Here is a 26,205-nt window from a genome sequence, read left to right as displayed (position 1 = left end):
GTGAGTTAGCCTTTGGCTTCTGCTACTATCGCCCGCCTCAAAAAGGGTCCTTGAGAAAAGCACATGAAATTCCCTGGCCAGCGCAAGAGTAAGCACTTTTTCCCGGTTGAGTCCCGCGATCCCCTGCTGAGCGAACTGTCACCGCTCAACAAGCCCATCGCCAGCCATATCTGCGGTATCGACCAGGTGCTGGTGGACATCGAAGCCCATGTGCCTGAGAGCTTCCTGGCCAAGTACGGCCTGTCCAAGGGCCACTCCATGCTGATCGAGCCGGCCAAGGCCGAGGCCATCTACAAGGAGCTGACCGAGAACGACCTCATCGTCTCCGAGTACGCCGGCGGCACCATAGGCAATACCCTGCACAACTACTCGGTGCTGTCCGACGACAGATCGGTGCTGTTCGGGGTGATGAACGAGAGCATCCGTGTCGGCAGTTCCTCCTACCGCTACCTGTGCAACACCTCCTCCAAGGTGGACCTCAACTACCTGCAGCCGGCGGCGGGCTCCATCGGCCAGTGCATCACCCTGATAGCCCCGGACGGCGAGCGCAGTTTCGCCATCAACAAAGGGGTGATGAACCTGCTGGACGTCAGCCACCTGGACAAGACCCTGATCCAGACCGGCTCGGCCCTGGTGATCTCCGCCTACCTGGTGCGCTGCGACGCGCACGAGCCCATGAAGGACACCACCATGCAGGCCGTGGCCTGGGCCAAGGAGGCCGGTGTGCCCGTGGTGCTGACCATGGGCACTAAGTTCATCGTCGAAGACCGCAAGGACTGGTGGCAGCAGTTCATCCGTGACAACGTCACCGTCGTCGCCATGAACGAGGACGAGGCCCTGGCCCTGACCGGTCACAGCGATCCCCTGCTGGCCTGCGAGCAGGTGCTGGACTGGACCGACATGGTGCTCTGCACGGCCGGCCCCGTCGGCCTCTACCTGGCCGCCCACGTGGAAGACGATCAGAAGCGCGACACCAGCCGCCAGCTGCTGCCGGGGGCCATCCCCGAGTTTAACCGCTTCGAATTCTCCAGGCCCATGCGCAAGGCAGACTGCCAGCAGCCGGTCAAGGTCTACACCCATATCTCCCCCTACATGGGCGGGCCTGACCGCATCAAGAACACCAACGGCGCCGGCGACGGCGCCCTGGCGGCGGTACTGCATGACATGGCGGCCAACGACTACCACCGCCTCAACGTGCCGAACAGCTCCAAGCATGTGGCCCAGTTCCTGGCCTATTCCTCCCTGTCCCAAGTGAGCAAGTACGCCAACCGCGTCAGCTACGAGGTGCTGGTGCAGCACTCCCCTCGGCTCTCGCGGGGCCTGCCGGAGCGGGAAGACAGCCTCGAAGAGGTCTACTGGGACCAATAAAAAAGCGCCTTACGGCGCTTTTTTATTGGGGCAGGGCTTAGCGGTTCCAGGCTTCGTCCAGCAAGGCCAGCACCTCTTCGTCCTCGGTCTGGGAGAAATCCCGGTACCACTGGCCTATGGCCATGAAGGGCTCCGGGGCGGCGAGGCAGACCACCTGGTCGGCGGCCGCCTTGAGTTTGTGGAGGGTATCCATGGGCGCCACCGGCACCGCTACCCAGATGGCGGCCGGCTCCTGGCCCCGGGCGGCCTTGACGGCGGCCAGCATGGTGGCGCCTGTGGCGACGCCGTCGTCCACCAGTATCACTGTCTTACCCTTGAGGCTGGGCCAGGGGCGGCTGCCGCGGTAGGCCTTGTCGCGCCTGGCCAGTTCCTGTCGTTCATCCTGGCGAACCCTGGCCAGGGCGTCAGGATTGACGTAGCCACTGGCGACCAGGTCTTCGTTCAACACCTCTATGCCGCCGCTGGCGATGGCGCCCATGGCCAACTCCTTGTGGCCGGGAAAGCCGAGTTTGCGCACCAGCATCAGGTCCAGGCCGGCGCCCAGGCGTTTGGCTATGACGGCCGCCACCGGCACTCCACCGCGCGGCAGGGCCAACACCAGCAGCTCTCCCGGCGGTTTGCGCTCCAGCAGGGCCTCGGCCAACAGCAGGCCGGCGGCCTGCCTGTCATCTAGGGGTAGTTTCACCGCTGCGTTCTCCAAGGGGCCTACTTCAAGGTTAGCCCCTGGGGCTCAGCTTTTGAGCTTGTCGGCGGTGCTGCTCATGGCGTTGCTGTAGACCTTCATCAGCTTGTTGACGGCATCGGAACCGCCGGCCAGCACGGTACCGGTCAGCAGCACATCCACCATCACGAACAGCTGCTGCTGCCAGTGGGGCAGGGCGGCGGCGCTGACCAGGTTGCCGAGGATCCGCACCCCGGCCAGGGATACCAAGGAGCCGATGATGAGGCCTATCCACTGGGCGATACGCCTGGAGCGGGCGCGATAACTGGTGCGCTCCGTCTGGGCCTGCTCCAACTGGCTGTTAAGGGACGTTGGGTCGGTGCCGGCGGCCTTGGCGTCCGCCAGGCTGGTCTTGAGGCTGGCGAGCTTCTGGTCCATGTGGTCCGCTTCGGTGCTGCGCCAGGCGGAGAGGAAGATCTCGGTGGCCCGTTCCACCACCATGGACACCAGCACCAGGTAACCGAACAGGGAGGGGATGGTGGTGGCGGCGTCCTGCTTGTAGGCGAGGGCGACGGGGTCGAGGGCGAAGGCCAGGGCGGCCAGCAGCACCAAAACCAGGGGGCCCCAGATCCTAGGACGCAGGCCTGCTTGGTCGGTCATGGCATTTCCTTATGAAATAAATTAGCGACGTCAATACCTTATCAGAGTTTTCATTTTCGAGAAGCCCCCCGCCCTGGCGGTACGCTGCCAAGGCGTTATCATAGGGGCCCAAATCTTTCGCCATTAGAACAACAAGAATGCAGTCCCTAGATCCCTTTCACGACATCAGGCCTTACCAGGACGAAGAGGTGGCCGAGGTGCTGGCGCGCCTGACCCGCTGTGACGAATTCGCCGCCCTGATCGCCGGCTTCGAGTTTCCCCGCCTGGCCCGATACCTTGGCCCCCTGATGCGGGCCCTGGTCAAGCGCCAGCTGCACCGCCGCTTCGACCCCATCCGCAGCGTGCGGGACTTCCAGCTGCAGGTGGCGGACATCATGGCCCGCATCCTCGACGGCTCCAGCGCCGGTGTGACCAGCTCCGGCCTTGACAAGCTGGACCCGAACAAGGCCTATCTCTTTGTCTCCAACCACAGGGACATCGCCCTGGATCCGGCCCTGGTCAACTGGGTGCGCTACCAGGCCGGCATGGATACGGTGCGTATCGGCATCGGCGACAACCTGCTGAAGCGGCCCTATGCCACCGACCTGATGCGGCTCAACAAGAGCTTCATCGTCAAGCGTTCCGCCAAAGGGGTGCGGGAGCTGGCGGCGGCCCTTGGCCAACTATCGGCCTACATAGACCACAGCCTCCAGGAAGGGCAGAGCGTCTGGATAGCCCAGCGCGAAGGCCGCGCCAAGGACGGACTGGACCTCACAGAGCCGGCTCTGCTGAAGATGTTGTTCCTGGCCCACCGCAAGCAGAGGAGCTTCAGCGAGATGGTGGACCGCCTGGCCATAGTGCCGGTCACCGTCAGCTACGAAATCGACCCCTGCGACAAGCTCAAGGCCCGCGAGCTGGCCACCCTGGCCAGCACCGGCTGCTACGAGAAGGGGGAGTTGGAGGATCTCAAGGCCATAGGCCTGGGCCTGACCGGCCAGAAGGGGCGCATTCATGTGGCCTTTGGCGAGCCCATCCAGGGCGAGGGCATCACCGACCCCGACCAACTGGCGGCCGAGCTGGACCGCCAGATCCAGGGCAACTACCACCTCTTCCCCAGCAACCTGGCGGCGGCAGGGGTAAGCGACGAGGCGGCCCCTTGGCTGGCAGAAAGGGTCAGGGATCTCCCGGCAAAAGAGGCGGCGCTGCTCAAGGCGGCCTATGCCAACCCTGTACTCAGTGCCGAGAAGTTGAAAGCAGAGCCCGCCGAGCGGGCTTGAGGCGGAGGGCTGCGCTTGGCAGCCCTCTCAGTAGTTGCCGAGCGGCAGGCTGATCATGAAGCTGGCCCCGCCCAGCTCCTCGGCCCGGCCGACGGTGAGGATGCCGTGGTAGGAGGCGACGATATCCACCACCACCGCCAGGCCTATGCCTTGGCCGGGGTTGCGTGAGTCGGCCCGCACCCCGCGCTGCAGTATGCTTTCCCGCTTCTCCTCAGGCACGCCAGGGCCGTCGTCGTCCACCTGGATCAAGAGCTGCTGGCGCTGCTTTTCCCCCAGGAAGGCCAGTTTCACCTTCACCTGGCAGACGCAGAGCCTGAAGGCGTTCTCCAGCAAGTTGCCGAGGATCTCCATCAGGTCCCCTTCGTCGCCGTCGAAGTAGCAGCCGGGCTCGACTTCCAGTTCGCACTCCACGTCCTTGTCGCCGTAGACCTTGGTCAGGGCCCGCACCAGTTTCTCGGTGACGGGCCTCGGATCGATGCGGCTCTGGGCCAGGCCCTGGCGGCCCACCACGGCCCTTTTCAGCTGGTAGGTGATGGTGCTGTTCATGCGCTGGGCCTGCTCGATGATGTCGGCCAGGGGATCCTTGGGCACGTCAGGCAATATTTCCAGGCTCTGGGCCGAGGCCTGGATGGCGGCCAGGGGCGTCTTGAGGCTGTGGGCCAAGTCTCCCATGGTGTGCTTGAGGCGCTCCCGCGATTCCTGCTCCCGGTGCAGCAGGGCGTTGAGCGGCCTGGTGATGCGGGCTATCTCGGTGGGGTAATGGTGGGACAGCTGGCCCCGCTCACCGCTCTTCATCTCCGACAGTTCCCCGGCCAGGATCCGCAGCGGGCTGAAGCCCCAGCGCAATGTCCAGGTGATCACCAGCAGCATCAGGAAGAGGCCGCCCGTCATCCACAGCAGCACTATGGTGGCGAACTGGGAGGCGTCCCGCTGGTAGTCCTTGTCCTGGTACATGGTCATCAGGGTGTAGTCCTTGACGCTGTCCCCCAGGGGCAGCCGCACCGAGAACTCGTAGATGAAGAAGCCGTCTCCCTCGATCTCCTTGTGGTAGAACTGGCGGTTGAGGTTGTAGAAGACGGGGTGGAAGTCGAACTCGTAGCGGTAGCTCGACAGGGAGCGCCAGATCAGCTTGCCTTCCTGATCGAAGATGAGGCCTATGTTGTTGGACAAGGGCTGGTTGTAGTTGGGGTTGACCAGTTCGTTGGGCAGCCAGCCGGTGCCCTGGGTGTCTTCCAAGAGGGCGATCAGCTCGTTGACGTCCTGGCCCAGGTTGCGCTCTATGGTGCCTTCGGTGGCGCTTTGGTAAGACTTGATGATGGCGAAGCTGACAAACGCCAAAAAGGCCACCACCGAGACGGTGGTGGCCAGCATTACCCGGCCTTTGAGGGATAAGGGGCGCACTGAGCGGCTTGTCCTCGCCTTAGCGATCTTTTATTTACTGACAGGTTAACCTGAACATGTAGCCCTGACCACGGATGGTTTCGATGGGGGTGAGGGCATTGTCCGGGTCCAGCTTCTTGCGCAGCCGGCCGATCAGCACTTCCACCACGTTGGAGTCGCGCTCTATATGGTCGTCATAGAGCTGCTCCACCAGCCGCTGCTTGCTGACCACTTCCTGGTGGTGGCGCATCAAAAATTCCAGCAGCTTGTATTCGTAGGCGGTCAGGGTCAGGGGCTCTTCGGCGCGGAAGGCCTGCTTCTTGGCCAAGTCCAGCTTGAAGGGCTCGGCCTCTATGGTGGGGCTGGCGAAGCCGGCGGCGCGCCGTGACAAGGCCTGCAGGCGGGCGATCAGCTCTTCCATCTGGAAGGGCTTGACCAGGTAGTCGTCGGCGCCGGCCTCGAGGCCTTCCACCTTGTCCTGCCAGTTGCCACGGGCGGTCAGGATGATGATGGGGAAAGTCTTGCCCTCCTCGCGGAAGGTCTTGATCAGGGTGATGCCGTCCATGCCCGGCAGGCCCAGGTCGACAATGGCCACGTCCAGCTCGTATTCTTCGGCGAAGAAGCGGGCTTCCTCGGCGTTGGGGGCGGCGTGGACGCCGAAACCCCGTTCGGACAGTTGCACCTTAAGGTGATGGCGCAGCAGGTTATCATCCTCAACGACCAGAACTTTCATGTGCTTGTCTCCCTATTGGTGTTGGGGCCAAGGTTAGGCGCCAAGCTGAACGAAGACAATCAACAAAGCTGAACGAAGACAGCCCGCATTCAGTTTTATCCCTGGGGCCGCAGGCCCGGATTTCAGCAGTAAAGGAGTAGTAAATGGGCCTGGTGTACCTGCACAGTTCCATGAGCGACAGCCGCCAGTGGCGGCCCCTGGCCCAGGATTTTCCTGGGCTTCTCCATGATTTCTACGGTTACGGCGAGGCACCGATGGCGCCAGCCGGCCCCTTCTCCCTCGCCTTGGAGGCGGCCCGTATCGCACTGAACGAGCCAATGACGCTTGTGGGACATTCTTACGGTGCGGCTACGGCCCTGCACCTGGCGGTGACCCAGCCGGACAAGGTCAAGGCCCTTTGCCTCTATGAACCCGTGGCCTTCTGGCTGCTGCCCAAGGAGAACGCAGGGCGCCAGGCGGCCGAGGACCTGGGGGCGCGCATGGCCAGGCTCGACGCCAGCCAAGGGGCCCAGGCCTTCGTGGACTATTGGAGCGGCGAGGGCAGCTTCGCGGCCATGCCGGCCAGGCTCCAGCAGCGGTTGGCGGCCCAGGCCCCCAAGGTGCTCAAGGACTTCGAGGCCCTGATCGGGGAAAGTACGGATCCGGCCGCCATCACAGTGCCTCTGCTGCTGATGGTCGGGAGCCAAAGCCCCGCCTCCAGCCGGGCCGTGGCCTTTGAACTGGCCCGCCGGCTACCCCAGGCCCAGTTGGTGGAAGTGGACGCCGGCCATATGGGCCCCATCCAGCACCCCGAATTGGTGCTGCCGCTGATGGCCGACTTCCTCAAGCGCTACGGCTGATAGCCGTCGGACAGGGTCCCGAGGAAGGCCTCGATGTCCTCGATGTCCTGCTCGGAAAAGGCAGGCGCATCCCCCGGCTTGCCGCCAAAGGGCGGGTCCCTGTTGATGTTGCCCCAGTATTCTTGGGGCAGGTCGTTGAATTTCTGCACTTTGCCGTCCGGCCCCTTGGGATACCAGCGGCCGGGATCCGTGTCCCGGGTGGCGTAGAAGGCGATGGCGTCGTGCAGGCTGGTGATGACGCCGTTGTGGAAGAAGTGGGTCCTCAACGCCACGTTGCGCAGGCTCGGCGCCCTGAAGAGGCCGCAATAGCGGGCCTGGTCCTTGAGGTCGGTGCGCAGCGGCCCGCAGAGGCCGAGGTCGAAATGCGTTTTGTCGACGTTTTCCGAGATGGCCATGTTGCGCGGCAGGCCCAGGGCTATCATGCCGAAATCGGTAAACCTGGCCGGCGCCCCCGAGGCGTCGGGGCTCGAGAAATGGCAGCTGGCGCAATTGCCCTTGGCAGGGTCGTTGAAGGCGGCCAAGCCCCTGGCCTCCTGGGCCGTGAAGCTGGCCTTGCCGGCCATGACGGCGTCGAACTTGCTGGAATAAGGGTAGAAGACGGGGCTGTGCAGGTAGGCGGCCAGGCTGTTCGCCACTCCGGCCAGTATCTTGTCAGGGCTCTGTTGCAGGGCCTTGCCGAACAGGGCTTCGAACTGGGCTCGGTAGGGGGCCTTGTCGATGGCGGCGGCGATGATGGCGGGGGAGCTGGCCATCTCGTTGCCTGCAAAGAGCGGGATCTGCACCTGCTGCTGGACCCTGTCCACCCGGCCGTCCCAGGTGAGGCCGCCGGTGGCGCCGTTGTCGATGCTGTCGTCGCCGTCGTTTTCAAAAAAATGCTCGGTGAAGGCGGGCACGCTCTGCAGGTAGGTCAGGCCCGGCACGGCGCGGTTGCCTTTTTGCAGCAGCTTCTTGCCTCCCGGCATCAAGGCCAGGGGGGAGGAAAAACCCAGGCTCTGCTGGTGGCAGCTGGCACAGGCCAAGGCGCCGGAGCCGGACAGGGCGGGATCATGAAAGAGCTTTTCCCCCAGGGCCTGCATGGCCAGCACCTTGGCCCTCTGGGCCTGGATGTGGCTGCGCTGCAGGGCCTGGACGTCCTCGGCAGCCTGCAGGAAAAAGGGCAGCAAGGCGAACAGAAACAAAAGGCGCATTGAAATAATCATTGTAAAAATAGGCTGTTATTGTTGGCAGCTTGCCGCGTAACATCAACAGCGCGGCTCGCTCAGGCGGCACCGGCTGCCCGCCTGGCGGCACAATAGCACTTTGGCATGGACAGGATAATGACAATGAAGCTCAAATACGGCTTGGCGCTGGGCGCCCTGGTTTTGGCGGGGTGCGGCGAGGCGCCCAAGCAGGAGATCACGGCCAAGGATCTCAGCAAGATTGATAACGTTGTGGTGATCTTCGGGGAAAACCGCAGCTTCGATAACCTCTATGGGCTTTTCCCTGGCGCCAACGGCATCGCCGACGCCCTCAAGCAGGAAGGCTACAAGCAGCTCGACCGCAGCGGCCAGCATTCCCTCAAGACCCTGCCTCCCGCCTGGGGCGGCATGAGCGGTGACGGCGTCACCCCGGCCGTGACCGAAGAGATGTCCGCCGGCCTGCCCAACGCCCCCTTCCAGATCAACGATCCCCATGGTTTCAACCTGGGTCTGAACGTGCGTACCCGCGACCTGGTGCACCGCTTCTACCAGAACCAGATGCAGATTGACCATGGCCGCAACGACAGGTTTGTGGCCTTCTCCGACGCCGGCGCCCTGGTGATGGGGTACTACGACGGCAAGGACATGCCGCTGTGGAAGATAGCCAAGGAATACACCCTGGCCGACAACTTCTTCATGGGTGGTTTCGGCGGCTCCTTCTTCAACCATATCCGGCTGATCTGCGCCTGCTCCCCTTACTATCCCGACGCCGACCAAAGCCCGGCCAGGAACAAGATAGCGGTGGTGGACGCCGACGGCGTCACCCTCAAGCTGGCGGACAACAGCCCTGAAAGCGCCTTGCAGGGGCCGCCCAAGTTCGAAAACGACGGCGCCTTGACCCCGGACTTCTTCGCCGTCAACACCATGCAGCCCCCCTACCAGCCGAGCGGCGTGGCTCCGGCGGACGGCGGTGACCCGGCCTACGCCAACCCCGCCGATCCCCATGTGCTGCCGCCCCAGACCCAGAAGCACATCGGCGACATGTTGGACACTAAGCACGTCAGCTGGGCCTGGTACTCAGGTGCCTGGGATGAGGCAAGCGAGGATCGCAGCAAGGTCTACGACTACCCTGTGCCCAACTTCCAGGCCCACCACCAGCCCTTCAACTACTTCAAGGATCTGGCCCCCGGCACCGAGGCCCGCAAGGAACACCTGAAGGACGAGAAGGACTTCATGGCCGCCATCCAGGCCGGCAAGCTGCCCGCCGTCAGCTTCTACAAGCCCCAGGGCAACCTCAACCAGCACTCCGGCTACGCCAACGTGCTGGACGGTGACCAGCACATCGCCGACATCATAGAGCAGCTCAAGAAGAGCCCTCAGTGGAAGCACATGCTGGTGGTGGTGACCTACGACGAGAACGGCGGCTACTGGGACCACGTGGCTCCGCCCAAGGCCGACCGCTGGGGCCCGGGCAGCCGCATCCCGGCCATCATCGTCTCGCCCTACGCAAAGCGCGGCTATGTGGACCACAGCTTCTACGACACCACCTCCATACTGCGCTTCATCACCAAGCGTTGGGATCTGCCGGTGCTGGAAGGCCTGGTGGTACGCGACCAGGCCCTGAAGGCCAACAAGGGCCCTGCCCTTGGCGACCTGACCGGCGCCTTGGATCTCTCCAAGTAAGCCAGCGCCAGATGAAAAAAAGCCCCGCTGTTGCGGGGCTTTTTGTTGCTCAATGCTCCAGGTGCCGGTTTTCCAGCACCTGCACCACGTCCTTGAGGGCGAGGCCTCGCAGGCGCAGGGCCAGCAGCAGGTGGTAGAGCAGATCGGCGCTCTCGTTCAGCAGCGCCTCGTCGCCCTCTGCCACGGCCGCCAGGGCCACCTCCACCCCTTCTTCCCCCACCTTCTGGGCCACCTTGGTGATGCCGCGGGCGGCCAGACGCGCCGTGTAGGACGCCTCCACCGGCTCGGCCAGCCGCTCGCCCTGGATGGCCTCGAGCTTGCCCAGGAAGGCAAGCTGGGGCTTGGCGTCGCCGAAGCAGCTGTCGGTGCCCAGGTGGCAGGTGGGGCCTACGGGCTCGGCCAGGATCAGCAGGCTGTCCTTGTCGCAGTCGCCGTGGACGGACAGCACATTGAGGAAATGCCCGGAGCTTTCCCCCTTGATCCAGAGCCGGCCTTTGCGGCGGCTGAAGAAGGTCACTTTGCCCGTTTCCAGGGTTTGCTCCAGGGCCTCGCTGTTCATGAAGCCCTGCATCCGCAGCTGGCCGGTGGCGGCGTCCTGGACCATGGCCGGCAGCATGCCGCCACACTTGGCGAAATCCAGCTCCTGCAGGTTGTCTTTGGTGATCAGCATGGCCTTACCTCCTGGCCTTGTTGGATGAGCCAGGCCTTGAGCTCTGGTATGGCGATGATGCCCTTGTGGAACACAGAGGCCGCCAGGGCGCCGTCGGCCCCCGCCTCGAAGGCCTCGAGGAAGTGGCGCATCTCGCCGGCACCGCCCGAGGCGATGAGGGGCAGCCGGGTCGCGCCGCGCACCGCCGCCAGTTGTTTTAAATCATAGCCCTGGCGCATGCCGTCCTGGTTCATCATGTTGAGCACTATCTCGCCGGCGCCGCGGCGCTCCACTTCCCGCACCCAGTCCAGAGTCTGGCGGCCCGAGCTGCGGGCCTGCTCTTCCCGACCCGTGTATTGCCAGACCTGCAACTCGCCCTGGTCCGTGACATAGGAGTCGATGCCCACCACCACGCACTGGCGGCCGAATTCCGCGCTCAGGGCGTTGATGAAGTCCGGATTCTCCAGGGCCGGGCTGTTAACGGAGATCTTGTCGGCGCCATAGGCCAGCAAGGTGCGGGCGTCCTCGACAGAGCGGATACCGCCGGCCACGCAGAAGGGGATGTCCAGCACCTCGGCCACGGCCGCCACCCAGGACTTGTCCACGACCCGGGCGTCAGAGCTGGCGGTGATGTCGTAGAACACCAGTTCGTCGGCGCCGGTCTCGCTGTAGCGCCTGGCCAGCTCCACTATGTCGCCCACCACTTCGTGGTTGCGAAACTGCACCCCTTTGACCACCTGGCCGTCCTTGACGTCCAGGCAGGGGATTATGCGTTTTGCCAGCATGAGAGGGCCTCCTCCAGGGTGAATTTGCCGTCCAGCAGGCTCTTGCCGAGGATGACGCCTTTAACGCCGGCGGCCTTGAGGGCCGGCAGTTCCGCCAGGCTGGCTACGCCGCCCGAGGCTTGCAGTGCCATGCCGGGATAGCGCCGGGTGAGGTTGGCGTAGAGCTCGGCGTTGGCGCCGCCCAGGGTACCGTCGCGGTCAATGTCGGTGATGAGGAAATGGCGGGCACCGGCGTCCATGAAATAGGCCAGCAGGCTGTCCAGGTTCTGCTCGGCTTTTTCCTGCCAGCCGTGGCTGGCGGGGTACCAGTCATGGCCGTCAAAGCGCACGTCCAGGGCCAGTACCAGCTTTTCGGGGCCCAGGGCGTCCAGCCAGCCGGCCACCAGGGCGGGGTGTTTGATGGCGAGGCTGCCTACCACCACCCGCTCGGCCCCCAGGGCCAGCAGTTGCTGCACGTCTTCGAAGCAGCGCACGCCGCCACCGACCTGCAGCGGCAGCGGCGACTGGCCTATCACCTCGCGAAGGGCCGCCCATTGGCGCTCGGCGGCGTTGCGGGCACCGGACAGGTCCACCAGATGCAGGTAACGGGCGCCGGCCTGGGCGTAGGCGGCGAAGCGGGCCCCAGGGTCGTCCCCGTAGCGGGTCACCTGGCCGTAGTCGCCTTTGAAGAGCCTGACGACCTGGCCGTCCAGGATATCGAGGGCCGGGATCAACATGGGTCTTTCTCCAGGAAGTTCTTGAGCAGCAGGGCGCCGCTCTTGCCCGAGCGCTCCGGGTGGAACTGGGCGCCGATGAAGTTGCGCTCTTGGATGACGGCGGAAAAGGCCTCGCCGTGCCGGCTCTGGGCCAGGGTGTAGGGGCCGACGGGCGCCATGAAGCTGTGCACGAAGTAGAACCAGTCGTCCTCATTGAGGCCCGCAAAGAGCGGGCTGGGTTTGATGTCGGTGAGCTGGTTCCAGCCCATGTGCGGTAGCCGCGGCGCCTGAAGCTCCCGCACCCTGGCCTGGATCAGGCCCAGGCAGGGCACTTGTGACTCTTCGCTGTAGTCGGTGAGCAGCTGCATGCCAAGGCAAATGCCCATCACCGGCTGGGTCAGGCCCTTGAGGGTGCCGGCCAAGTCCCGCGCCTCTATGGCGCCCATGGCGGCCCCGGCCGTGCCCACCCCGGGCAGGAAGACCCGGCGGGCCTGCTTGATACTGGCCAAGTCCTTGGTCACCAGGGGCTCCTTGCCGAGGCGCTTGACGGCGTTGTAGAGGGAGCGCAGGTTGGCGCAGCCGGTATCGAGGATGACGATCACAGGGCCCCCTTGGAGCTCGGCAGCGCATTGCCGGTCTTGCTGATGGCCTGGCGCAATGCCCGGGCGAAGGCCTTGAAGAGGCCCTCCACCTGGTGGTGGGCGTTGCCGGCCGAGACGCTGAGCTGCACCGTGATGCCGGCGGCGTCAGAAAGGCTCCGGAAGAAGTGCGGCACCATCTCGGTGGCGAGCCCTCCTACTTGATCGCGGGAAAAGTCCGCCTCCACCTTGCAGTAGGGGCGGCCGGACAGATCCAGCAGAGCCTCGGCCCGGCATTCGTCCATGGGCAGCACGAAGCCGTAGCGGCCTATGCCTTTCTTGTCGCCCAAGGCCTTCTTCAGGGCCTCACCCAGGGCCAGGGCGCAGTCTTCGACGCTGTGGTGATCGTCGATGTGCAGGTCCCCCTCGCAGCCCAGGGTCAGGGTGAAGCCGCCATGCACCGCTATCTGCTCGAGCATGTGGTCGAAGAAGCCGAGGCCGGTTTGTATCTGGGCCTTGGGGCCGCCGTCCAGGTCGACAAACACCTCTATGGCCGTCTCGCGGGTCACCCGCTTGACCCTGGCCTGGCGGGGCTGTTCGGTGAGTTCGCGGGCTATCTGGGCCCAAGGCAGGCGCTCTGGGTCATAGCGGAAGGCCTTGACCCCCATGGCCTCGGCCAGGGCCACATCCGTTGCCCGGTCACCGATAACGGCGGAGCGGGTGAAGTCGACGCGACCTGCCGTCAGGTAGTCCCGCACCAGGCCCAGCTTGGGTTTTCGGCAGCTGCAGTTGTCGGCATCGAAGTGGGGGCAGATCAGCACATCGGAAAAGTGCACCCCCTGGCTTTCCAGGATCTGCATCAGCAGCCGGTGGGGCCCGTCGAAGGTGTCCTGGGGGTAGCTATCTGTGCCCAGGCCATCCTGGTTGGAGACCATCACCAGCTCGAAACCGGCGGCCTGGAGCTTGAGCAGCGCCGGTATGACACCGGGTTCGAGGCGGAGCTTCTCGAAGCTGTCTATCTGGAAGTCGTCCGGTTCGGTGATCAAAGTGCCGTCGCGGTCGATAAAGAGGATGGGCTTAGCCATTGAGCGCCTCCTGGACCTTGGCCATCTCGTCGCTGGAGCCGATGGAGATGCGGGTCTGGTTGCCGAGCTTGCGGGCCAGCACGCCGCCGGCCAGCAGCTTGTCGAAAAGTTCGCCTCCTTCGGCCAAGAGGAAGTTGGCGCTGGAGGGCAGCACCTTGTAGCCCTTGTCCTCCAGCTGGCCGGCCAGGGCGCCGCGCAGGGCGTTCACCTCCCGCACCCGGGCGCGCATGGCGGCCAGGCCTTCATTGGTCAAAGCCTGGCGGGCGATGGCGGAAACCGGCGTCGCTATGGGGTAGGGGGCCAGCACCTTGGCCAGCAGGCTGATGCAGTCTTCGTTCGCCACCACCATGCCCAGGCGCAGCCCGGCCATGCCGAAGGCCTTGGAGAAGGTGCGCAGCACCACCAGGTTGGGGAAATCTTCAATCCAGCTCACCACTGAGTCGGCCTCGGAAAACTCGATGTAGGCTTCGTCCACCACCACCAAGGCCCGGCCATTGGCGCGGATCAGCAGCTCCTTCAGTTGCTGGGCGTCCATCATCTCCCCCGTGGGGTTGTTGGGGCGGCAGACGAACACCAGCTTGGCATCGCTCAGATCCGCTTCCTGCAAGGAGACGGTGGTCTTGACCTGGACGCCGCAGGTCTCGCCGCTGATGGCGTACATGCCGTAGGTGGGGGGCTGGATGAGGATGCTGTCCAGCTCCGGCTCGCAGAAGGCGCGGATCAGCACCTCTATGCCCTCGTCGGCGCCGCGGGTGGCCAGCAGCTGGCCGGGTTTGACGCCGATATAGGCGGCGTAGTCCTGGACCAGCTCCAGGGGCTGGGCGCCGGGGTAGCGGTTGATGGCGCCCTCGAAACCGGCCAAGACTGCGCCGCCGGCCTCGTTGGCGTTGACGAAGACGGCCGCTTCGCCGCCGATGCGCCGGGCCGACTGGTAAGGCACCAGCTCGCGGATATTGGGGCGGGCCAAGTCAAAGATGTTCATGCCGTCTCCTCCAGGCGTACTGTCACCGCCAGTCTGTGGGCGTCCAGGCCCTCGGCGTCGGCCAGGGCGATAAGGGTCGGGGCCAGGGCTTCGAGGCCCTGGCGGGAAAGGGTCTGCACCGTGAAGCGGCGCATGAAGTCCAGCAGCCCCAGGCTGGAGTAGCTGCGGGCCAGGCCGTAGGTGGGCAACACATGGTTGGTGCCCGAGGCGTAGTCGCCGGCGGACTCGGGGCTGTAGGGACCGACGAAGATGGAGCCGGCATTGCGGAGCCGGCCCAGCAGCCGCTCGCCGTCCTTGAGTTGCAAGATCAGGTGCTCGGGGGCGTAGCTGTTGGCGATGGCCACCAGCTCGGCCTCGCTGGCCGCCACCAGGGTGCGGCTGTTGCCGAGGGCCTGCATCGTGACGGCCTGGCGGCTGAGCTGGGCGCCGAGATCAGCCAAGGCCTGGTTGACGGCCTGGGCCAGCTCAAGGCTGGTGGTCACCAGCAGCACCTGGGAGTCGGGGCCGTGTTCTGCCTGGCTTAGCAGGTCGGCGGCCACGAAACGGGGATTGGCCGTGGCGTCGGCCAGCACCATCACCTCCGAGGGGCCGGCCGGCATGTCGATGGCGATGCCGTCCAGTGCCACCTGCCGCTTGGCCTCTGTGACATAGGCGTTGCCGGGGCCGAAGATCTTCACCACGGGCCGCTCGCCATAGGCCATGGCGGCGATGGCCTGGGCCCCGCCTAATGCCAGCACCTGGGTGATGCCGGCCAGTTCGGCGGCGGCGAGGATAACGTCCGGTACCGGGCCTGGGGTGGCGAGGACGATCTCCTCGACCCCGGCCAGGCGGGCCGGTACGGCCTGCATCAGCACGGAGGAGGGCAGGGGGGTCGAGCCGCCCGGCACATAGATGCCGATGCGTTCGAGGGGCTGCCAGCGCTGCTCGCAGCGCACCCCAGGCTGGGTCTCGACGCTGACGGCCTGGGGCCGCTGGGCCTCGTGGAAGCGGCGGATGTTGGCCGCCGCCTGTTCCAGGGCCGCCTTCAGCCCGGGGGCTATGCGGGTCAGGGCGTCCTTGGTGGCCACCCAGCGGGGGCCGGCGTAGTTGTCCAGTTCCCGGGCATAGCGCTCAAGGGCCGCATCGCCTTGGCTCTGCACCGCTGTCACTATGGCGCTGACGGTCTGGCGCACCGCCTCGTTCTGTTGCTGGGCCGGGCGGGTCAGCAGGGCTTGCTGCTCGGCGGGCGACTGCTGTGCCCAATCGATGATTTTGAGCATGGCTTACTCCAGCATCTTCTCGATGGGCAGCACCAGTATGCTGGAGGCGCCCAGGGCCTTGAGGGCTTCCATGGTTTCCCAGAACAAGGTTTCGCTGGCCACGGCATGCAGGGCCACCTTGCCTTCCTGGCCGGCCAGCGGCAGCAGGGTGGGGTTCTCGGCGCCGGGCAGCAGCCGGACTATCTCTTCGAGCTTGTTCTTGGGGGCGTGCAGCATGATGTACTTGCTCTCGCGGGCGCTGAGCACCCCCTTGAGGCGGGTCATCAGGGTGTCGATAAGCTTTTGCTTGCGGCTGTCGAAGGTGCCGTCCCGGGCGATGAGGGTGGCCTGGGAGCGGTAGATCACCTCCACTTCCTTGAGGCCGTTGGCCTCCAGGGTGGCGCCGGTGGACACCAGGTCGCAGATGGCGTCGGCAAGGCCCGCCCGAGGCGCCACTTCCACAGAGCCGTTCAGCTGGCAGTTCTTGAAGCCGGCGCCGACCCCGGCGAGGTAGCGGCCCAGCAGGCGCGGGTAGGAGGTGGCGATGACCTTGCCGTCGAGCTGGCGGGCGCTCTCGAAGCTTTCGTCCTCCGGCACCGCCAGTGACAGCCGGCATTTGCCGAAGCCAAGGGCCTGCAACTCGCGGTAACCGGCGGGCAGGGCGTCGGCCTGGCGTTCCAGCTCGCACTCTTCCAGCACGTTCTGGCCGACTATCCCCAAGTCGATGATGCCGTCCATCACCAGGGCCGGGATGTCGTCGTCCCGCACCCGCAGTATGTCGATGGGCAGGTTCTCGGCGTGGGCGATGAGGCGGTTGTCCCGCAGCACGAAGCGGATGCCGAGCTGGGTCAGCAGTTTTTCACTGTCCCGGCTGAGGCGGCCGGATTTCTGTATGGCGATGCGTAAGCGGTTGGTGTCGGTCATTTTCCTGGTCCCGTTAACGAAAAAACCCCGGCTTGTCCTGCCGGGGTTTTTTGTCTGGAAACGGCCTGACCGTTTTGACATCCGCCGGAAGGACCATAGCCTTCCAGACGAATATCCTCCTGAAGGCTACTCGGTGGCGTGATGATGATGGTGCAGCGCGATGTTCAGGAGGACAGTGTTCATGGGTAAAAATTCATCTCATATGGAGCTGCATTCACCATAACCGACGTCTTCATCTGTTGACAAGTCCTAAAGCTCATGAAATTTTGGTCGATAAATGAGCAGAGGTGAAAGGCATGATCAATCTTGATCCCTTTTTGCCCTTTCTGCCCAAGCCCAACCCGGAGCCCACGCAGCCGGAGCGCAAGGTACAGGAAGTGCAGAAGACCCAGCCCACGACGCGGCTGGAGGCCCACCCCGATACGGTGGCCGAGACAGAGGAGCGCCGGCAGAAACGCCAGGAGGTGCCAGACAGGCGCAAGAAAAAGCGCCGCGGCAAGGCCTTGCACTATTACGACAGGCGCGGCCTGGACAGGGAAGAAGAGGACAACAGCGCCCCGGATGTGGACCTTTTTGCCTGAAGGCGGGCCGTGCTAAGCTCGCCCTTCAGACCGCAGCCCATGCCCTTCTATGACCCTCGACGACGCCTTTGCCCTAGACGGCCCCCTGGCCAAAGCCATAGACGGCTTTAGGCCCCGCGCCCCCCAATTGGAGATGGCCCGCCTGGTGGAAGAGGCCGTCGACAAGCAGGAAACCGTAGTGGTGGAGGCGGGCACCGGCACCGGCAAGACCTTCGCCTATCTGGTGCCGGCCCTGCTGGCCGGCAAGAAGGTGGTGATCTCCACCGGCACCAAGGCGCTGCAGGAGCAGCTGTTCCTCAAAGACTTGCCGCGGGTCCGTGACGCCCTTGGCCAGGCGCCGGCGCTCGCGCTCTTGAAGGGCAGGTCCAACTACCTCTGCCTGGCCCGCCTCAAGGCCCGAGAAGCCGACACCAACCTGCTGGACCCCGTGCTGCTCTCCGAATTCAGCCAGGTGGCCCGCTGGGCGCCTCGCACCGAGAGCGGCGACATTGCCGAGCTGCCGCTGCCGGAAGATGCCGGCATCTTCCCCCATGTCACCTCCACGGCGGAGAACTGCCTGGGCCGGGAATGTCCCCATTTCGAGGACTGCCACCTGGTCAAGGCCCGCAAGAAGGCCATGGACGCCGACCTGGTGGTGATCAATCACCACCTCTTCTTCGCCGACATGGCCATCCGCGACACCGGTTTCGGCGAGCTTATTCCCAAGGCCGATGCGGTGATCTTCGACGAAGCCCACCAGTTGCCGGACATCGCCTGCCAGTATTTCGGCGAATCGGTGTCCACACGGCAGATCCAGGATCTGTGCAAGGATCTCGAAGTCTGCGTGCGCACCGAACTCAAAGATCAGCGCCAGCTGGCCCTGGCCGGCGAACGCCTGGCCACCACCAGCATGGACATGCGCCTCGGCCTGCCCGACGAGCCCCAGAAGGGCAACCTGCGCCAGATTGAAAGAGGCCTGGCGCCGGCCCTGGCCAAGCTCAACCAGGATCTCGATTTCGTGGTGGAGGTGCTCAAGGCCAACCTGGGCCGCTCCGAGAGCGCCGACAACCTCTACGAGCGGTTGGCGACCATCAAGGGCCGCCTGGCCAGGGTACTGGACACGGGCAAACTGGGTTTCAGCTACTGGTTCGAGACCACCCGTCGCCACCTGTCGCTGAACCTGACGCCCTTGTCGGTGGCCGACAAGTTTGCGGCCCTGGTGGCCGATCATGCGGCGGCCTGGGTATTTACCTCCGCCACCCTGGCGGTGGACGAGGGTTTTGGCCATTTCAGCAGTCTGCTGGGGCTCAAGCCGGCCCGAACCCTGATCCTCGACAGCCCCTTCGACTATCCCCACCAGGGACTCTGGGTGGTGCCGCGCCAGTTGCCAGAGCCCAACATGCAGCGCTCGGCAGAACAGCTGCTGGCGCCATTGCTGCCGCTGATCCGGGCCGCAGGCGGCCGCACCTTCGTGCTCTTTACCTCCCACCGCATGCTGGGCCAGGCCGCCCGCTGGCTGGAAGACAAGCTGGACTTCCCGCTCTTCGTGCAAGGCACGGCTCCCAAGCGGGCCCTGCTGGAACAGTTCGTCGAGGCCGGCAACGGTGTGCTGCTGGGCACCGGCAGCTTCTGGGAAGGGGTGGACGTGCGGGGCGAAGCCCTGTCCTGTGTTATCATCGACAAATTGCCCTTCGGCCACCCGGACGACCCCTTGCTGCAGGCTCGCAGCGAGGACTGCCGCCTCAAGGGGGAAGACCCCTTCGCCACCCTGCAACTGCCCCAGGCGGTGATCGCCCTCAAGCAGGGGGCAGGGCGCCTGATCCGCGATGGCAGCGACCGCGGGGTGCTGGTGATTTGTGACAACCGCCTGGTGAACAGGCCCTACGGCCAGACCTTCGTCAAGAGCCTGCCGCCTTTCAGGCGCACCCGCGATCTTGACCAGGCCCTGGCCTTTTTCTCGGAGAAAAAATGACCGTATTGCTTGCCCTGGATACGGCTACCGAAGCCTGCAGCGCCGCCTTGGCGGTGGGCGGCGAGGTGCTGGGGCGTTTTGAGATCTGCCCCCAACAGCACACCCAGAAGATTTTGCCCATGGTGGACAGCCTGCTGGCAGAAGCCGGCCTGACCCTCAAGGCTGTAGACGCCCTGGTGTTCGGCCGTGGCCCCGGCAGCTTCACCGGGGTGCGTATCGGTATCGGCATAGCCCAGGGGCTGGCCTTTTCGGCCGACAAGCCCCTCGTCGGCGTGTCCAACCTGGCGGCCATGGCCCAGCAGGCCCTGACCCAGGAAGGGGCCAAGCGGGTCCTGGCGGCCATCGACGCCCGCATGGGTGAAGTCTATGTCGGGGCCTTCGAGGAAGCCGGCGGCCTGATGCAGCTGGTGGGTGAAGAAGCCGTGCTGCCCCCCGAGGCGGTGACCAGCCCCTGGCCAGGCCTGGCGGTAGGGACCGGCTTCGAGGCCTACCCCGAGCTGGCCCATCGCCTGGCACTTCAGATGGGCAAGGTAACGCTGCCGGACGCCCGCTTCATGCTGCCGTTGGCGGCCCGGGCCTATACTGAGGGAAGCTATACGGACGCGCTCCATGTTGAGCCCGTCTATCTTCGTGATAAAGTGACCTGGAAGAAGCTCCCCGGCCGGGAATAACCCATGCGTATTCAGTCGACGCCCTATCAACCCAGTGAACAGCAACCGCCTCAGGCGGTGCTGCCGGCTGCCAGCGCCGAGGCGTCGCAGCCGAGCACCGAGTTGGTCCGCTACAGCGTCAAGGGTGTCGCGGCGGCCGAGGACTACCAGGTCCAGTACGACGCCCCCTCCGGCCGCAACCAAAGGGCCATCAGCCAATACCAGGCCCTGGACCGGCAGCAGCGCAAGGCCCAGGCTTCGGAACTGCTGGGCGTGGATCTCTACGTGTGATCCGCCTGCTGCTGGCCCTGATGGCCGCGGCCCTGCTGCAATTCATCCCCTATCTCGACCGTCCCTTCCTCTGGTTCAGCGCTTTCTTCCATGAACTGGGCCACGCCTTGGCGACCTTGGCCACCGGTGGTCATGTCCAAGCCCTGACCCTGGCCCCCGACGGTTCAGGCCATTGCCTGAGCGGTGGCGGCTGGCCCGTGCTCATCGCCCTGTCCGGCTATCCGGCCGCCACCCTGGCCGGTTTCCTCCTTTGGCAGGGGGTCCAGAAGCCGGCCAATCTGCGCCGGCTCTGGCCCGGCCTTATCGCTCTGGTGCTGACTGTGACCCTGCTCTGGGTCAGGGATGGCCTCACCGCCTTGTTGCTGGCGCTGCTGATGCTGGGGCTCTGGGGCCTTGGCCGGCTGGGGCCCAGAGGCCAATGGCTCTGGGCCCTGCTGGCGGCCACCCTCCTGGTCAACGCCCTGCTGTCGCCCCTGAACCTCTTCTTAACGACCGGCGGCGATGGTGCCATCCTCTATGATTTGACGGGGATCCCTGCCACTATCTTTGTGATTTTTTGGGTTTTCATCGGTCTATCTACAATGCTGTGGTTAGTACGAAAAGGAGGTTAACCATGTGGCGAAAACTCAGTTTGATGCTGGTGGTGCTGGTCACTGGCTGTGCCAGCATGCCGGATGAACTCATGGTGCCGGAGGGCACCAACCTGGCCGCCTATAACCTGGCCCGCCAAGGACAGGAGCTGGGCAAGACGGCCCGCTGGGGCGGCCTGGTGACGGGGGTGACCAACCTTAAGGACAAGACCCGTGTCGAAGTGATGTATACGGCCCTTGGCAGCAGCGGCAAGCCGAGCCTGGACAACCCCAGCCCGGGCCGCTTCTACGCCTACCTGCAGGGCTTCGTCGACCCTGTTTCCATTCCCCAGGGCTACCGCATCGCGTTGGTGGGCAAGGTGATGCCCAGCGAGAAGGGCAAGGTAGGGGACTACGAGTACAGCTACCCTGTGTTGGCGGTGTCCAACTTCAAGCTCTGGGCCCCGCAGCAGGAGACAGACGTCTACTACGACCCCTGGTGGCCTTACTGGGGCGCCCCCTACGGCTACGGTTACTGGGGCGATCCCTTCTTCTACGGCCCCCCCCGTTACTTCCCGCGCCGCGTCCACACCACTGGGCCCAAGGTGCCGAAGCCTGACTATCCCAATCCCAAGCAGGACCAACCGACAAGGAAGCAACAATGAAAAAACCACTGATGATGTTGCTCGGGGCCGCTATGGCCCTGAGTTTTACCGCCGGTGCCAGCACCATGACCCTGCAACAGGCGGTGGACAACCCGGACAGGCCGGCCGCCCAGAAGACCCGCGACCAGTACCGCCATCCCCTGGAAACATTGCAGTTCTTCGGCATCAAACCGGGCATGACGGTGGTGGAGCTCTGGCCGGGTCCCCAGGGCTGGTACAGCGCCATCCTGGCGCCTTACCTCAAGGATCAGGGCCATTTCATCGCCGCCAACTTCAATACCCAGCTGGGGGCCGAGCCGACGCCCACCCAGAAGTATTACGCCAAGGCCGGCAAGGGCTATGAGGCCCTGCTGGAGAGCAACAAGGGCAAGTGGGGCAACGTCAGCCTGGCTGTCTTGGCACCGCCCGAGCAGATGCAGCTGGCGCCGCCCGGCTCGGTCGACGCCGTGCTGACCTTCCGCAACCTGCACAACTGGCACAAGGCCGGCCAGCTCAAGGGTGTCTTCGAGGCGGCCTATGCGGCCCTCAAACCCGGCGGCGTCTTCGGTGTGGTGGAGCACAGGGGCAAGGCCGGCATTACCGAAGAGGCCATGGCCGAGTCCGGCTACATGGGTGAAGACTTCGTCATCGATCTGGCCAAGCAGGTGGGTTTCAAACTGGATGCCAAGAGCGAAGTGAACGCCAACCCCAAGGACGACAAGGACCACCCCAGAGGGGTCTGGACCCTGCCGCCGACCCTGGCCATGGGTGATCAGGACAAGGCCAAGTACCTGGCCATAGGGGAGAGCGACCGCATGACCCTCAAGTTCGTCAAACCCTGATGGAAGCGCTGCGTTTTGCGCTGCCGGGCATGAGCCTGGCGGCGCTGGCCTGTGGTGAGGGCGAACCGGTGTTGGCCCTGCATGGCTGGATGGACAACGCCGCCAGTTTCGCTCCCCTGGCGCCATTTTGGCGCCGGGGCCGGCTCATCGCCCTGGACCTGCCCGGCCATGGCCATTCTGACCACCGCCAGGGAGCCTATTACTTCGTCGATTACCTCTACGAGATTTACCAGGTGGTGGAGCAGCTGGGGGGGCAGGTGCATCTCCTTGGCCACTCCATGGGCGCCATGCTGGCCACCAGCTTTGCCGGCCTTTTTCCCGAAAAGGTAAAAAGCCTGCAGCTCATCGACGGCCTGCTGCCCTTGTCTGATGCCCCCCACAAAGCGGCCCAGACCCTGAAGGCCGCCATCCTCTCCCGCCTCAAGCAAACGGGCCGGCCCAGTAGGGTCTACCCCAGTATCGAGGCCATGGCCCAGGCCCGCAGCGAGGCAGGGGACTTCAGCCCTGAACAAGCCTTGCCGTTGGTGCTGAGGGCCAGCATCGAAAAGGAGGATGGTTTCCACTGGCGCACCGATCCCAAGCTGCGTACCACCTCGCCCATTCGCCTGACCGCCGAACAGGTGGAGTCCCTGCTGGCGGGCCTGTGTTGCCCGGTCAGGGCCTACCTCGGCCGCACCGGCCTTTACAGCGGTGATCCGGGGCGCCTGGACAGGGAACTGGCGCTGCTTGGGCTGAGGGAGCCGGTGTGGCTCGACGGTGGTCATCACCTGCAGCTGGAGGCGCCGGCGGATCTGGTCAGACTGGTTGAAGAGATGTTAACGTTGACGTGAACGGTCAATTTCAGCGGCGCATCTTGAGATAGAGGCGGCCTCTGTGGGAAGATCCGGGAATTCGAGTAAAAACTCAGTTGGCCTGGCGCCCAGGCCAAACCCGATAAAAACAAAAGCGATAATACCGGGATGGCAACCGGAAGGAGACTTTGCGTGGAAAAAATCTGGCTGAACAGCTATCCGGAAGACGTGCCCGCCACTATCGATCCTGACCACTACCCCTCTTTGCTCAATGTCTTGGAAGATGCCTGCCAGAAGTATGGCGATCACACCGCCTTCATCAACATGGGCAAGGGCATCAAGTACCGGGAGCTGGACAAGCTAAGCCGCGACTTTGCCGCCTACCTGCAAAAGGATCTGAAATTGGCCAAGGGGACCAGGGTAGCGCTGATGATGCCGAACCTGTTGCAATACCCCGTGGCCCTTTTCGGCGTGCTGCGCGCCGGCATGGTGGTGGTCAACGTCAACCCCCTCTATACCCCCCGTGAGCTGGAGCACCAGCTCACCGACGCCGGCGCCGAGGCCATCGTCATCGTCTCCAACTTCGCCAGCACCCTGCAAAAGGTGGTGGCCAAGACCCCGGTCAAGCACGTGATCCTCACCAAGCTGGGTGACATGCTGGGCCGCCCCAAGGGCACCATCGTCAACCTGGTGGTGAAATACATCAAGAAGATGGTGCCGCACTACCAGCTGCCGGATGCCATCAGCTTCCGCAAGGCCTTGGCCCATGGCGCGCACCTGGCCTACGACAGGCCAGAGGTCAAAGGCGAGGATCTCGCCTTCCTGCAATACACAGGCGGCACTACTGGCGTATCCAAGGGCGCCATGCTGACCCACCGCAACATGGTGGCCAACCTGGAGCAGGCCACGGCCATCATAGGCCCCATGCTCAACCCGGGGGCTGAGATGATCGTCACGGCTTTGCCGCTCTATCACATCTTCGCCCTGACCGCGAACTGCCTGCTGTTCATGAAGTACGGCGGCCAGAACCTGCTGATCACCAACCCCAGGGACATCCCCGGCTTCGTCAAGGAGCTGGCCAAGTACCCCTTCACCGCCATTACGGCCGTGAACACCCTCTTCAATGCCCTGCTCAACAACGACGATTTCGCCAAGCTGGACTTCACCGACCTCAAGCTGGCCCTGGGCGGTGGCATGGCGGTACAGCGCCCTGTGGCGGAACGTTGGCAGAAGGCCACCGGCCACGCCATGCTGGAAGGCTACGGCCTGACCGAGTGTGCGCCTCTGGTGACCGTCAGCCCTTACACCACCACCGGCTTCAACGGCACCATAGGCCTGCCGGCTCCCAGCACCGACATCCGCCTGGTGGATACCGAAACCGGCGAGGACGTGACCGAACAGGGGCAGGCCGGCGAGATGTGGGTCAAGGGCCCGCAGGTGATGGCCGGCTACTGGAACAGGCCGGAGGCCACGGCCGACAGCCTCAAGGACGGCTGGTTCGCCACCGGCGATATTGCTACCATGGACGACAAGGGCTTCTTCCGTATCGTCGACCGCAAGAAGGACATGATCCTGGTGTCCGGCTTCAACGTCTTCCCCAACGAGATCGAAGAAGTGGTGGCCATGCATCCCAAGGTGGTGGAAGTGGCCGCCGTAGGGGTGCCGGACGAGCATTCCGGCGAGGTGGTGAAGATCTTCGTGGTCAGCAAAGACAGCAGCCTCACCGCCGAGGAGCTGATCCAGCACTGCCGCAAGCACCTGACCGGTTACAAGATCCCCAAGCAGGTGGAATTCAGGGACGAGCTGCCCAAGAGCAACGTCGGCAAGATATTGCGCAGGGCCCTGCGGGACGAGATGGCCAAGAAGGCCAGTTGATAATGAAAAAGACGCCGGCACAAGCCGGCGTCTTGCTTAAGGAGCAGCCGTTGCAATTTGAGATGATCACCACCCAGGAGGGCCTGGCCCTGTGCCTGGACGCCCTGGACAGCCAGGCGCCCCTTTGCCTCGACACCGAATTCATCCGCACCCGCACCTTCTACCCGCAGCTGGCCCTGGTGCAGCTGACCACGGGCAAGGGCATCTTCCTCGTCGACCCCCTGGCCGTCGAGGATCTCTCCCCCCTTTGGCATCGCCTGACCGGCCACCAGACCAAGGTGCTGCACGCCTGCGGTGAAGATCTGGACGTGCTGCCCAAGCCCTTGCTGCCGCTCTTCGACACCCAGGTCGCCGCCGCCCTTTGCAACATGGGCATGTCCCTGGGCTATGCCGCCCTGGTGGAAAAGGAGTTCGGCGTGACCCTGGACAAGGGCCAGTCCCGCACCGACTGGCTGCAGCGCCCCCTGACGGCGGCCCAGTGCCAGTACTGCGTCAACGACGTGCTCTACCTGCCGGAGCTTCACCAGCGTTTGGAGGCCGAGCTCCAGCGCCTTGGCCGCCGTGACTGGCTGACCGAGGAGTGCGAGCGCCAGGTGGCCCAGCGGGCCCAGCTGACGCCCCTGGACAAGGCCTACCTGGACATCAAGAACGCCTGGATGCTCAAACCCCGCTCCCTGGCCGTGCTGCGCGAATTGGCGGCCTGGCGGCTCAAAGAGGCCAGGCGCCGGGATCTGGCACTGAACTTCGTGGTACGGGAGGAAAACCTCTGGGCCATCGCCAAGAACCTGCCTGAGCGGGCCAGCGAGATAAAGGCCCTGGTCGCGCCCCAGGAATGGCGCCACCACGGCCAGTTGCTGCCCAAGCTGGTGGAAGCGGGGCTCGCCTGCCCAGAGTCGCAGTGGCCGGAGCCCGTAGTGCGGCTTATCGACCTGCCTGATTACAAGAGCCGGTTCGCCGCTGCCAAGGACAAGGTGGCCAAGGCTGCCGAGGCCTCTGGTCTGCCTGAGGCCTTTATCGGCTCCAAGAAGCTGATCAACGACTGGTACAGCTACCATTACCGCCTGAGTGAGGCCGAGCGGGCCGAGGCGGGGCTGCCGGTGCTGATGTCCGGCTGGCGCGCCGAACTGGTTGGCGAGCTGTAACAGGCGGATTGGCATTGCGCCAGCGCATGAAAAAGGGGCCCTCTGGCCCCTTCTTGTTATTACCCTTTCGGCAACCTGATGTTGAGCGCCAGCACCGACAGTGCCTTGCCTATGTCCCTGGGCATTTGACGCTGCTCAGCGCTGCCTGCTTGATGACCATCGGGATGCCGCTTTA

Annotated in this window: 27 protein-coding genes; 14 read left to right on the top strand and 13 right to left on the bottom strand. The window is 64.5% G+C overall.

Features of this window, described 5'->3' with window-relative positions; all coding sequences use genetic code 11:
- Nucleotides 1–63 precede the first annotated feature (63 nt).
- Nucleotides 64–1,368 carry an inosine/guanosine kinase gene (locus PVT67_RS12175; protein ID WP_301493886.1) on the top strand — a complete coding sequence of 435 codons (1,305 nt, stop codon included), beginning with the start codon at nucleotides 64–66 and terminating at the stop codon, nucleotides 1,366–1,368.
- Nucleotides 1,369–1,405: 37 nt separating this feature from the next.
- Here PVT67_RS12175 and PVT67_RS12170 read toward each other — a convergent pair whose 3' ends face one another.
- The gene (locus PVT67_RS12170; RefSeq protein WP_301493885.1) at nucleotides 1,406–2,053 is read right to left on the bottom strand and encodes a phosphoribosyltransferase; all 648 of its coding nucleotides are present in this window, start codon (nucleotides 2,051–2,053) and stop codon (nucleotides 1,406–1,408) included.
- Nucleotides 2,054–2,098: 45 nt separating this feature from the next.
- Entirely contained in the window at nucleotides 2,099–2,689 is a 591-nt protein-coding gene (locus tag PVT67_RS12165) for a hypothetical protein (protein WP_301493884.1), read from the bottom strand.
- Between the two features lie 137 nt (nucleotides 2,690–2,826).
- Between PVT67_RS12165 and PVT67_RS12160 the strand changes: the two genes are divergently transcribed.
- Nucleotides 2,827–3,945 (top strand): 1-acyl-sn-glycerol-3-phosphate acyltransferase, encoded by a 1,119-nt coding sequence (locus PVT67_RS12160; RefSeq protein ID WP_301493883.1) that lies wholly within the window; start codon nucleotides 2,827–2,829, stop codon nucleotides 3,943–3,945.
- A gap of 27 nt (nucleotides 3,946–3,972) precedes the next feature.
- On the opposite strand, the gene PVT67_RS12155 is transcribed toward PVT67_RS12160, so the two are convergent.
- The gene (locus PVT67_RS12155; protein ID WP_301493882.1) at nucleotides 3,973–5,346 is read right to left on the bottom strand and encodes an ATP-binding protein; all 1,374 of its coding nucleotides are present in this window, start codon (nucleotides 5,344–5,346) and stop codon (nucleotides 3,973–3,975) included.
- A gap of 34 nt (nucleotides 5,347–5,380) precedes the next feature.
- Complete coding sequence (locus tag PVT67_RS12150; protein WP_301493881.1) at nucleotides 5,381–6,058, bottom strand: response regulator; 678 nt, start codon at nucleotides 6,056–6,058, stop codon at nucleotides 5,381–5,383.
- A 143-nt stretch (nucleotides 6,059–6,201) separates the two neighbouring features.
- Here PVT67_RS12150 and PVT67_RS12145 point away from each other — a divergent pair, with 143 nt between their 5' ends.
- A complete protein-coding gene (locus tag PVT67_RS12145) occupies nucleotides 6,202–6,897 on the top strand; it encodes an alpha/beta fold hydrolase (RefSeq protein WP_301493880.1) in 696 nt (231 codons plus the stop codon).
- Here the strand turns inward: PVT67_RS12145 and PVT67_RS12140 are convergent.
- The gene (locus PVT67_RS12140) at nucleotides 6,888–8,084 is read right to left on the bottom strand and encodes a cytochrome-c peroxidase (protein WP_301493879.1); all 1,197 of its coding nucleotides are present in this window, start codon (nucleotides 8,082–8,084) and stop codon (nucleotides 6,888–6,890) included. The two genes, PVT67_RS12145 and PVT67_RS12140, sit on opposite strands and share 10 nt — an antisense overlap.
- 135 nt (nucleotides 8,085–8,219) lie before the next feature.
- On the opposite strand from PVT67_RS12140, the gene acpA reads away from it, so the two are divergent.
- On the top strand, nucleotides 8,220–9,758 hold the full coding sequence (gene acpA, locus PVT67_RS12135) for an acid phosphatase (protein WP_301493878.1): 1,539 nt from the start codon (nucleotides 8,220–8,222) through the stop codon (nucleotides 9,756–9,758).
- A gap of 49 nt (nucleotides 9,759–9,807) precedes the next feature.
- On the opposite strand, the gene hisIE is transcribed toward acpA, so the two are convergent.
- Genes hisIE through hisG form a run of 8 tightly spaced genes read right to left on the bottom strand, consistent with a single transcriptional unit; the run spans nucleotide 9,808 to nucleotide 16,694 of the window.
- Entirely contained in the window at nucleotides 9,808–10,425 is a 618-nt protein-coding gene (gene hisIE, locus PVT67_RS12130) for a bifunctional phosphoribosyl-AMP cyclohydrolase/phosphoribosyl-ATP diphosphatase HisIE (RefSeq protein ID WP_336407847.1), read from the bottom strand.
- Nucleotides 10,422–11,192 carry an imidazole glycerol phosphate synthase subunit HisF gene (gene hisF / locus PVT67_RS12125; RefSeq protein ID WP_301493876.1) on the bottom strand — a complete coding sequence of 257 codons (771 nt, stop codon included), beginning with the start codon at nucleotides 11,190–11,192 and terminating at the stop codon, nucleotides 10,422–10,424. Before hisF ends, hisIE begins: the two co-directional genes overlap by 4 nt.
- Complete coding sequence (locus PVT67_RS12120; protein ID WP_301493875.1) at nucleotides 11,174–11,908, bottom strand: 1-(5-phosphoribosyl)-5-[(5-phosphoribosylamino)methylideneamino]imidazole-4-carboxamide isomerase; 735 nt, start codon at nucleotides 11,906–11,908, stop codon at nucleotides 11,174–11,176. Before PVT67_RS12120 ends, hisF begins: the two co-directional genes overlap by 19 nt.
- Nucleotides 11,902–12,489 (bottom strand): imidazole glycerol phosphate synthase subunit HisH, encoded by a 588-nt coding sequence (gene hisH / locus PVT67_RS12115; protein ID WP_301493874.1) that lies wholly within the window; start codon nucleotides 12,487–12,489, stop codon nucleotides 11,902–11,904. Before hisH ends, PVT67_RS12120 begins: the two co-directional genes overlap by 7 nt.
- Complete coding sequence (hisB, locus tag PVT67_RS12110; protein WP_301493873.1) at nucleotides 12,486–13,550, bottom strand: bifunctional histidinol-phosphatase/imidazoleglycerol-phosphate dehydratase HisB; 1,065 nt, start codon at nucleotides 13,548–13,550, stop codon at nucleotides 12,486–12,488. Before hisB ends, hisH begins: the two co-directional genes overlap by 4 nt.
- Entirely contained in the window at nucleotides 13,543–14,532 is a 990-nt protein-coding gene (gene hisC, locus PVT67_RS12105; protein WP_301493872.1) for a histidinol-phosphate transaminase, read from the bottom strand. The genes hisB and hisC overlap by 8 nt, the downstream gene beginning before the upstream one ends.
- On the bottom strand, nucleotides 14,529–15,791 hold the full coding sequence (hisD, locus tag PVT67_RS12100) for a histidinol dehydrogenase (RefSeq protein WP_301493871.1): 1,263 nt from the start codon (nucleotides 15,789–15,791) through the stop codon (nucleotides 14,529–14,531). Before hisD ends, hisC begins: the two co-directional genes overlap by 4 nt.
- Before the next feature lie 3 nt (nucleotides 15,792–15,794).
- Nucleotides 15,795–16,694: an ATP phosphoribosyltransferase gene (hisG, locus tag PVT67_RS12095; protein WP_301493870.1), complete on the bottom strand. Its 900-nt coding sequence runs from the start codon at nucleotides 16,692–16,694 to the stop codon at nucleotides 15,795–15,797.
- A 296-nt stretch (nucleotides 16,695–16,990) separates the two neighbouring features.
- Here hisG and PVT67_RS12090 point away from each other — a divergent pair, with 296 nt between their 5' ends.
- The 10 genes from PVT67_RS12090 (at nucleotide 16,991) to rnd (ending at nucleotide 26,030) form a co-directional block, all read left to right on the top strand.
- Nucleotides 16,991–17,275: a hypothetical protein gene (locus tag PVT67_RS12090; protein WP_301493869.1), complete on the top strand. Its 285-nt coding sequence runs from the start codon at nucleotides 16,991–16,993 to the stop codon at nucleotides 17,273–17,275.
- Between the two features lie 49 nt (nucleotides 17,276–17,324).
- Nucleotides 17,325–19,226, top strand: a complete 1,902-nt coding sequence (locus PVT67_RS12085) for a DNA repair helicase YoaA (RefSeq protein WP_301493868.1) — start codon at nucleotides 17,325–17,327, stop codon at nucleotides 19,224–19,226.
- Nucleotides 19,223–19,897 carry a tRNA (adenosine(37)-N6)-threonylcarbamoyltransferase complex dimerization subunit type 1 TsaB gene (gene tsaB, locus PVT67_RS12080; RefSeq protein ID WP_301493867.1) on the top strand — a complete coding sequence of 225 codons (675 nt, stop codon included), beginning with the start codon at nucleotides 19,223–19,225 and terminating at the stop codon, nucleotides 19,895–19,897. Before PVT67_RS12085 ends, tsaB begins: the two co-directional genes overlap by 4 nt.
- Nucleotides 19,898–19,900: 3 nt before the next feature.
- Nucleotides 19,901–20,167 (top strand): hypothetical protein, encoded by a 267-nt coding sequence (locus PVT67_RS12075; RefSeq protein ID WP_301493866.1) that lies wholly within the window; start codon nucleotides 19,901–19,903, stop codon nucleotides 20,165–20,167.
- Complete coding sequence (locus PVT67_RS12070; RefSeq protein WP_301493865.1) at nucleotides 20,164–20,778, top strand: M50 family metallopeptidase; 615 nt, start codon at nucleotides 20,164–20,166, stop codon at nucleotides 20,776–20,778. Before PVT67_RS12075 ends, PVT67_RS12070 begins: the two co-directional genes overlap by 4 nt.
- Before the next feature lie 2 nt (nucleotides 20,779–20,780).
- Nucleotides 20,781–21,401 carry a Slp family lipoprotein gene (locus tag PVT67_RS12065; protein WP_301493864.1) on the top strand — a complete coding sequence of 207 codons (621 nt, stop codon included), beginning with the start codon at nucleotides 20,781–20,783 and terminating at the stop codon, nucleotides 21,399–21,401.
- Nucleotides 21,398–22,222: a class I SAM-dependent methyltransferase gene (locus PVT67_RS12060; protein WP_301493863.1), complete on the top strand. Its 825-nt coding sequence runs from the start codon at nucleotides 21,398–21,400 to the stop codon at nucleotides 22,220–22,222. The genes PVT67_RS12065 and PVT67_RS12060 overlap by 4 nt, the downstream gene beginning before the upstream one ends.
- Complete coding sequence (locus tag PVT67_RS12055) at nucleotides 22,222–23,052, top strand: alpha/beta fold hydrolase (protein ID WP_301493862.1); 831 nt, start codon at nucleotides 22,222–22,224, stop codon at nucleotides 23,050–23,052. Before PVT67_RS12060 ends, PVT67_RS12055 begins: the two co-directional genes overlap by 1 nt.
- A 153-nt stretch (nucleotides 23,053–23,205) precedes the next feature.
- Nucleotides 23,206–24,888: a long-chain-fatty-acid--CoA ligase FadD gene (gene fadD, locus PVT67_RS12050; RefSeq protein ID WP_301493861.1), complete on the top strand. Its 1,683-nt coding sequence runs from the start codon at nucleotides 23,206–23,208 to the stop codon at nucleotides 24,886–24,888.
- Between the two features lie 50 nt (nucleotides 24,889–24,938).
- The gene (gene rnd / locus PVT67_RS12045; protein WP_301493860.1) at nucleotides 24,939–26,030 is read left to right on the top strand and encodes a ribonuclease D; all 1,092 of its coding nucleotides are present in this window, start codon (nucleotides 24,939–24,941) and stop codon (nucleotides 26,028–26,030) included.
- The last annotated feature ends 175 nt before the right edge of the window (nucleotides 26,031–26,205 follow it).

Origin of the sequence: Gallaecimonas kandeliae (genome assembly GCF_030450055.1) — a bacterium.
GTDB classification, from domain to species: Bacteria; Pseudomonadota; Gammaproteobacteria; order Enterobacterales; family Gallaecimonadaceae; genus Gallaecimonas; species Gallaecimonas kandeliae.
Note: the sequence above shows the minus strand (reverse complement) of the source record. Positions and strands in the feature narration are given on the sequence as shown.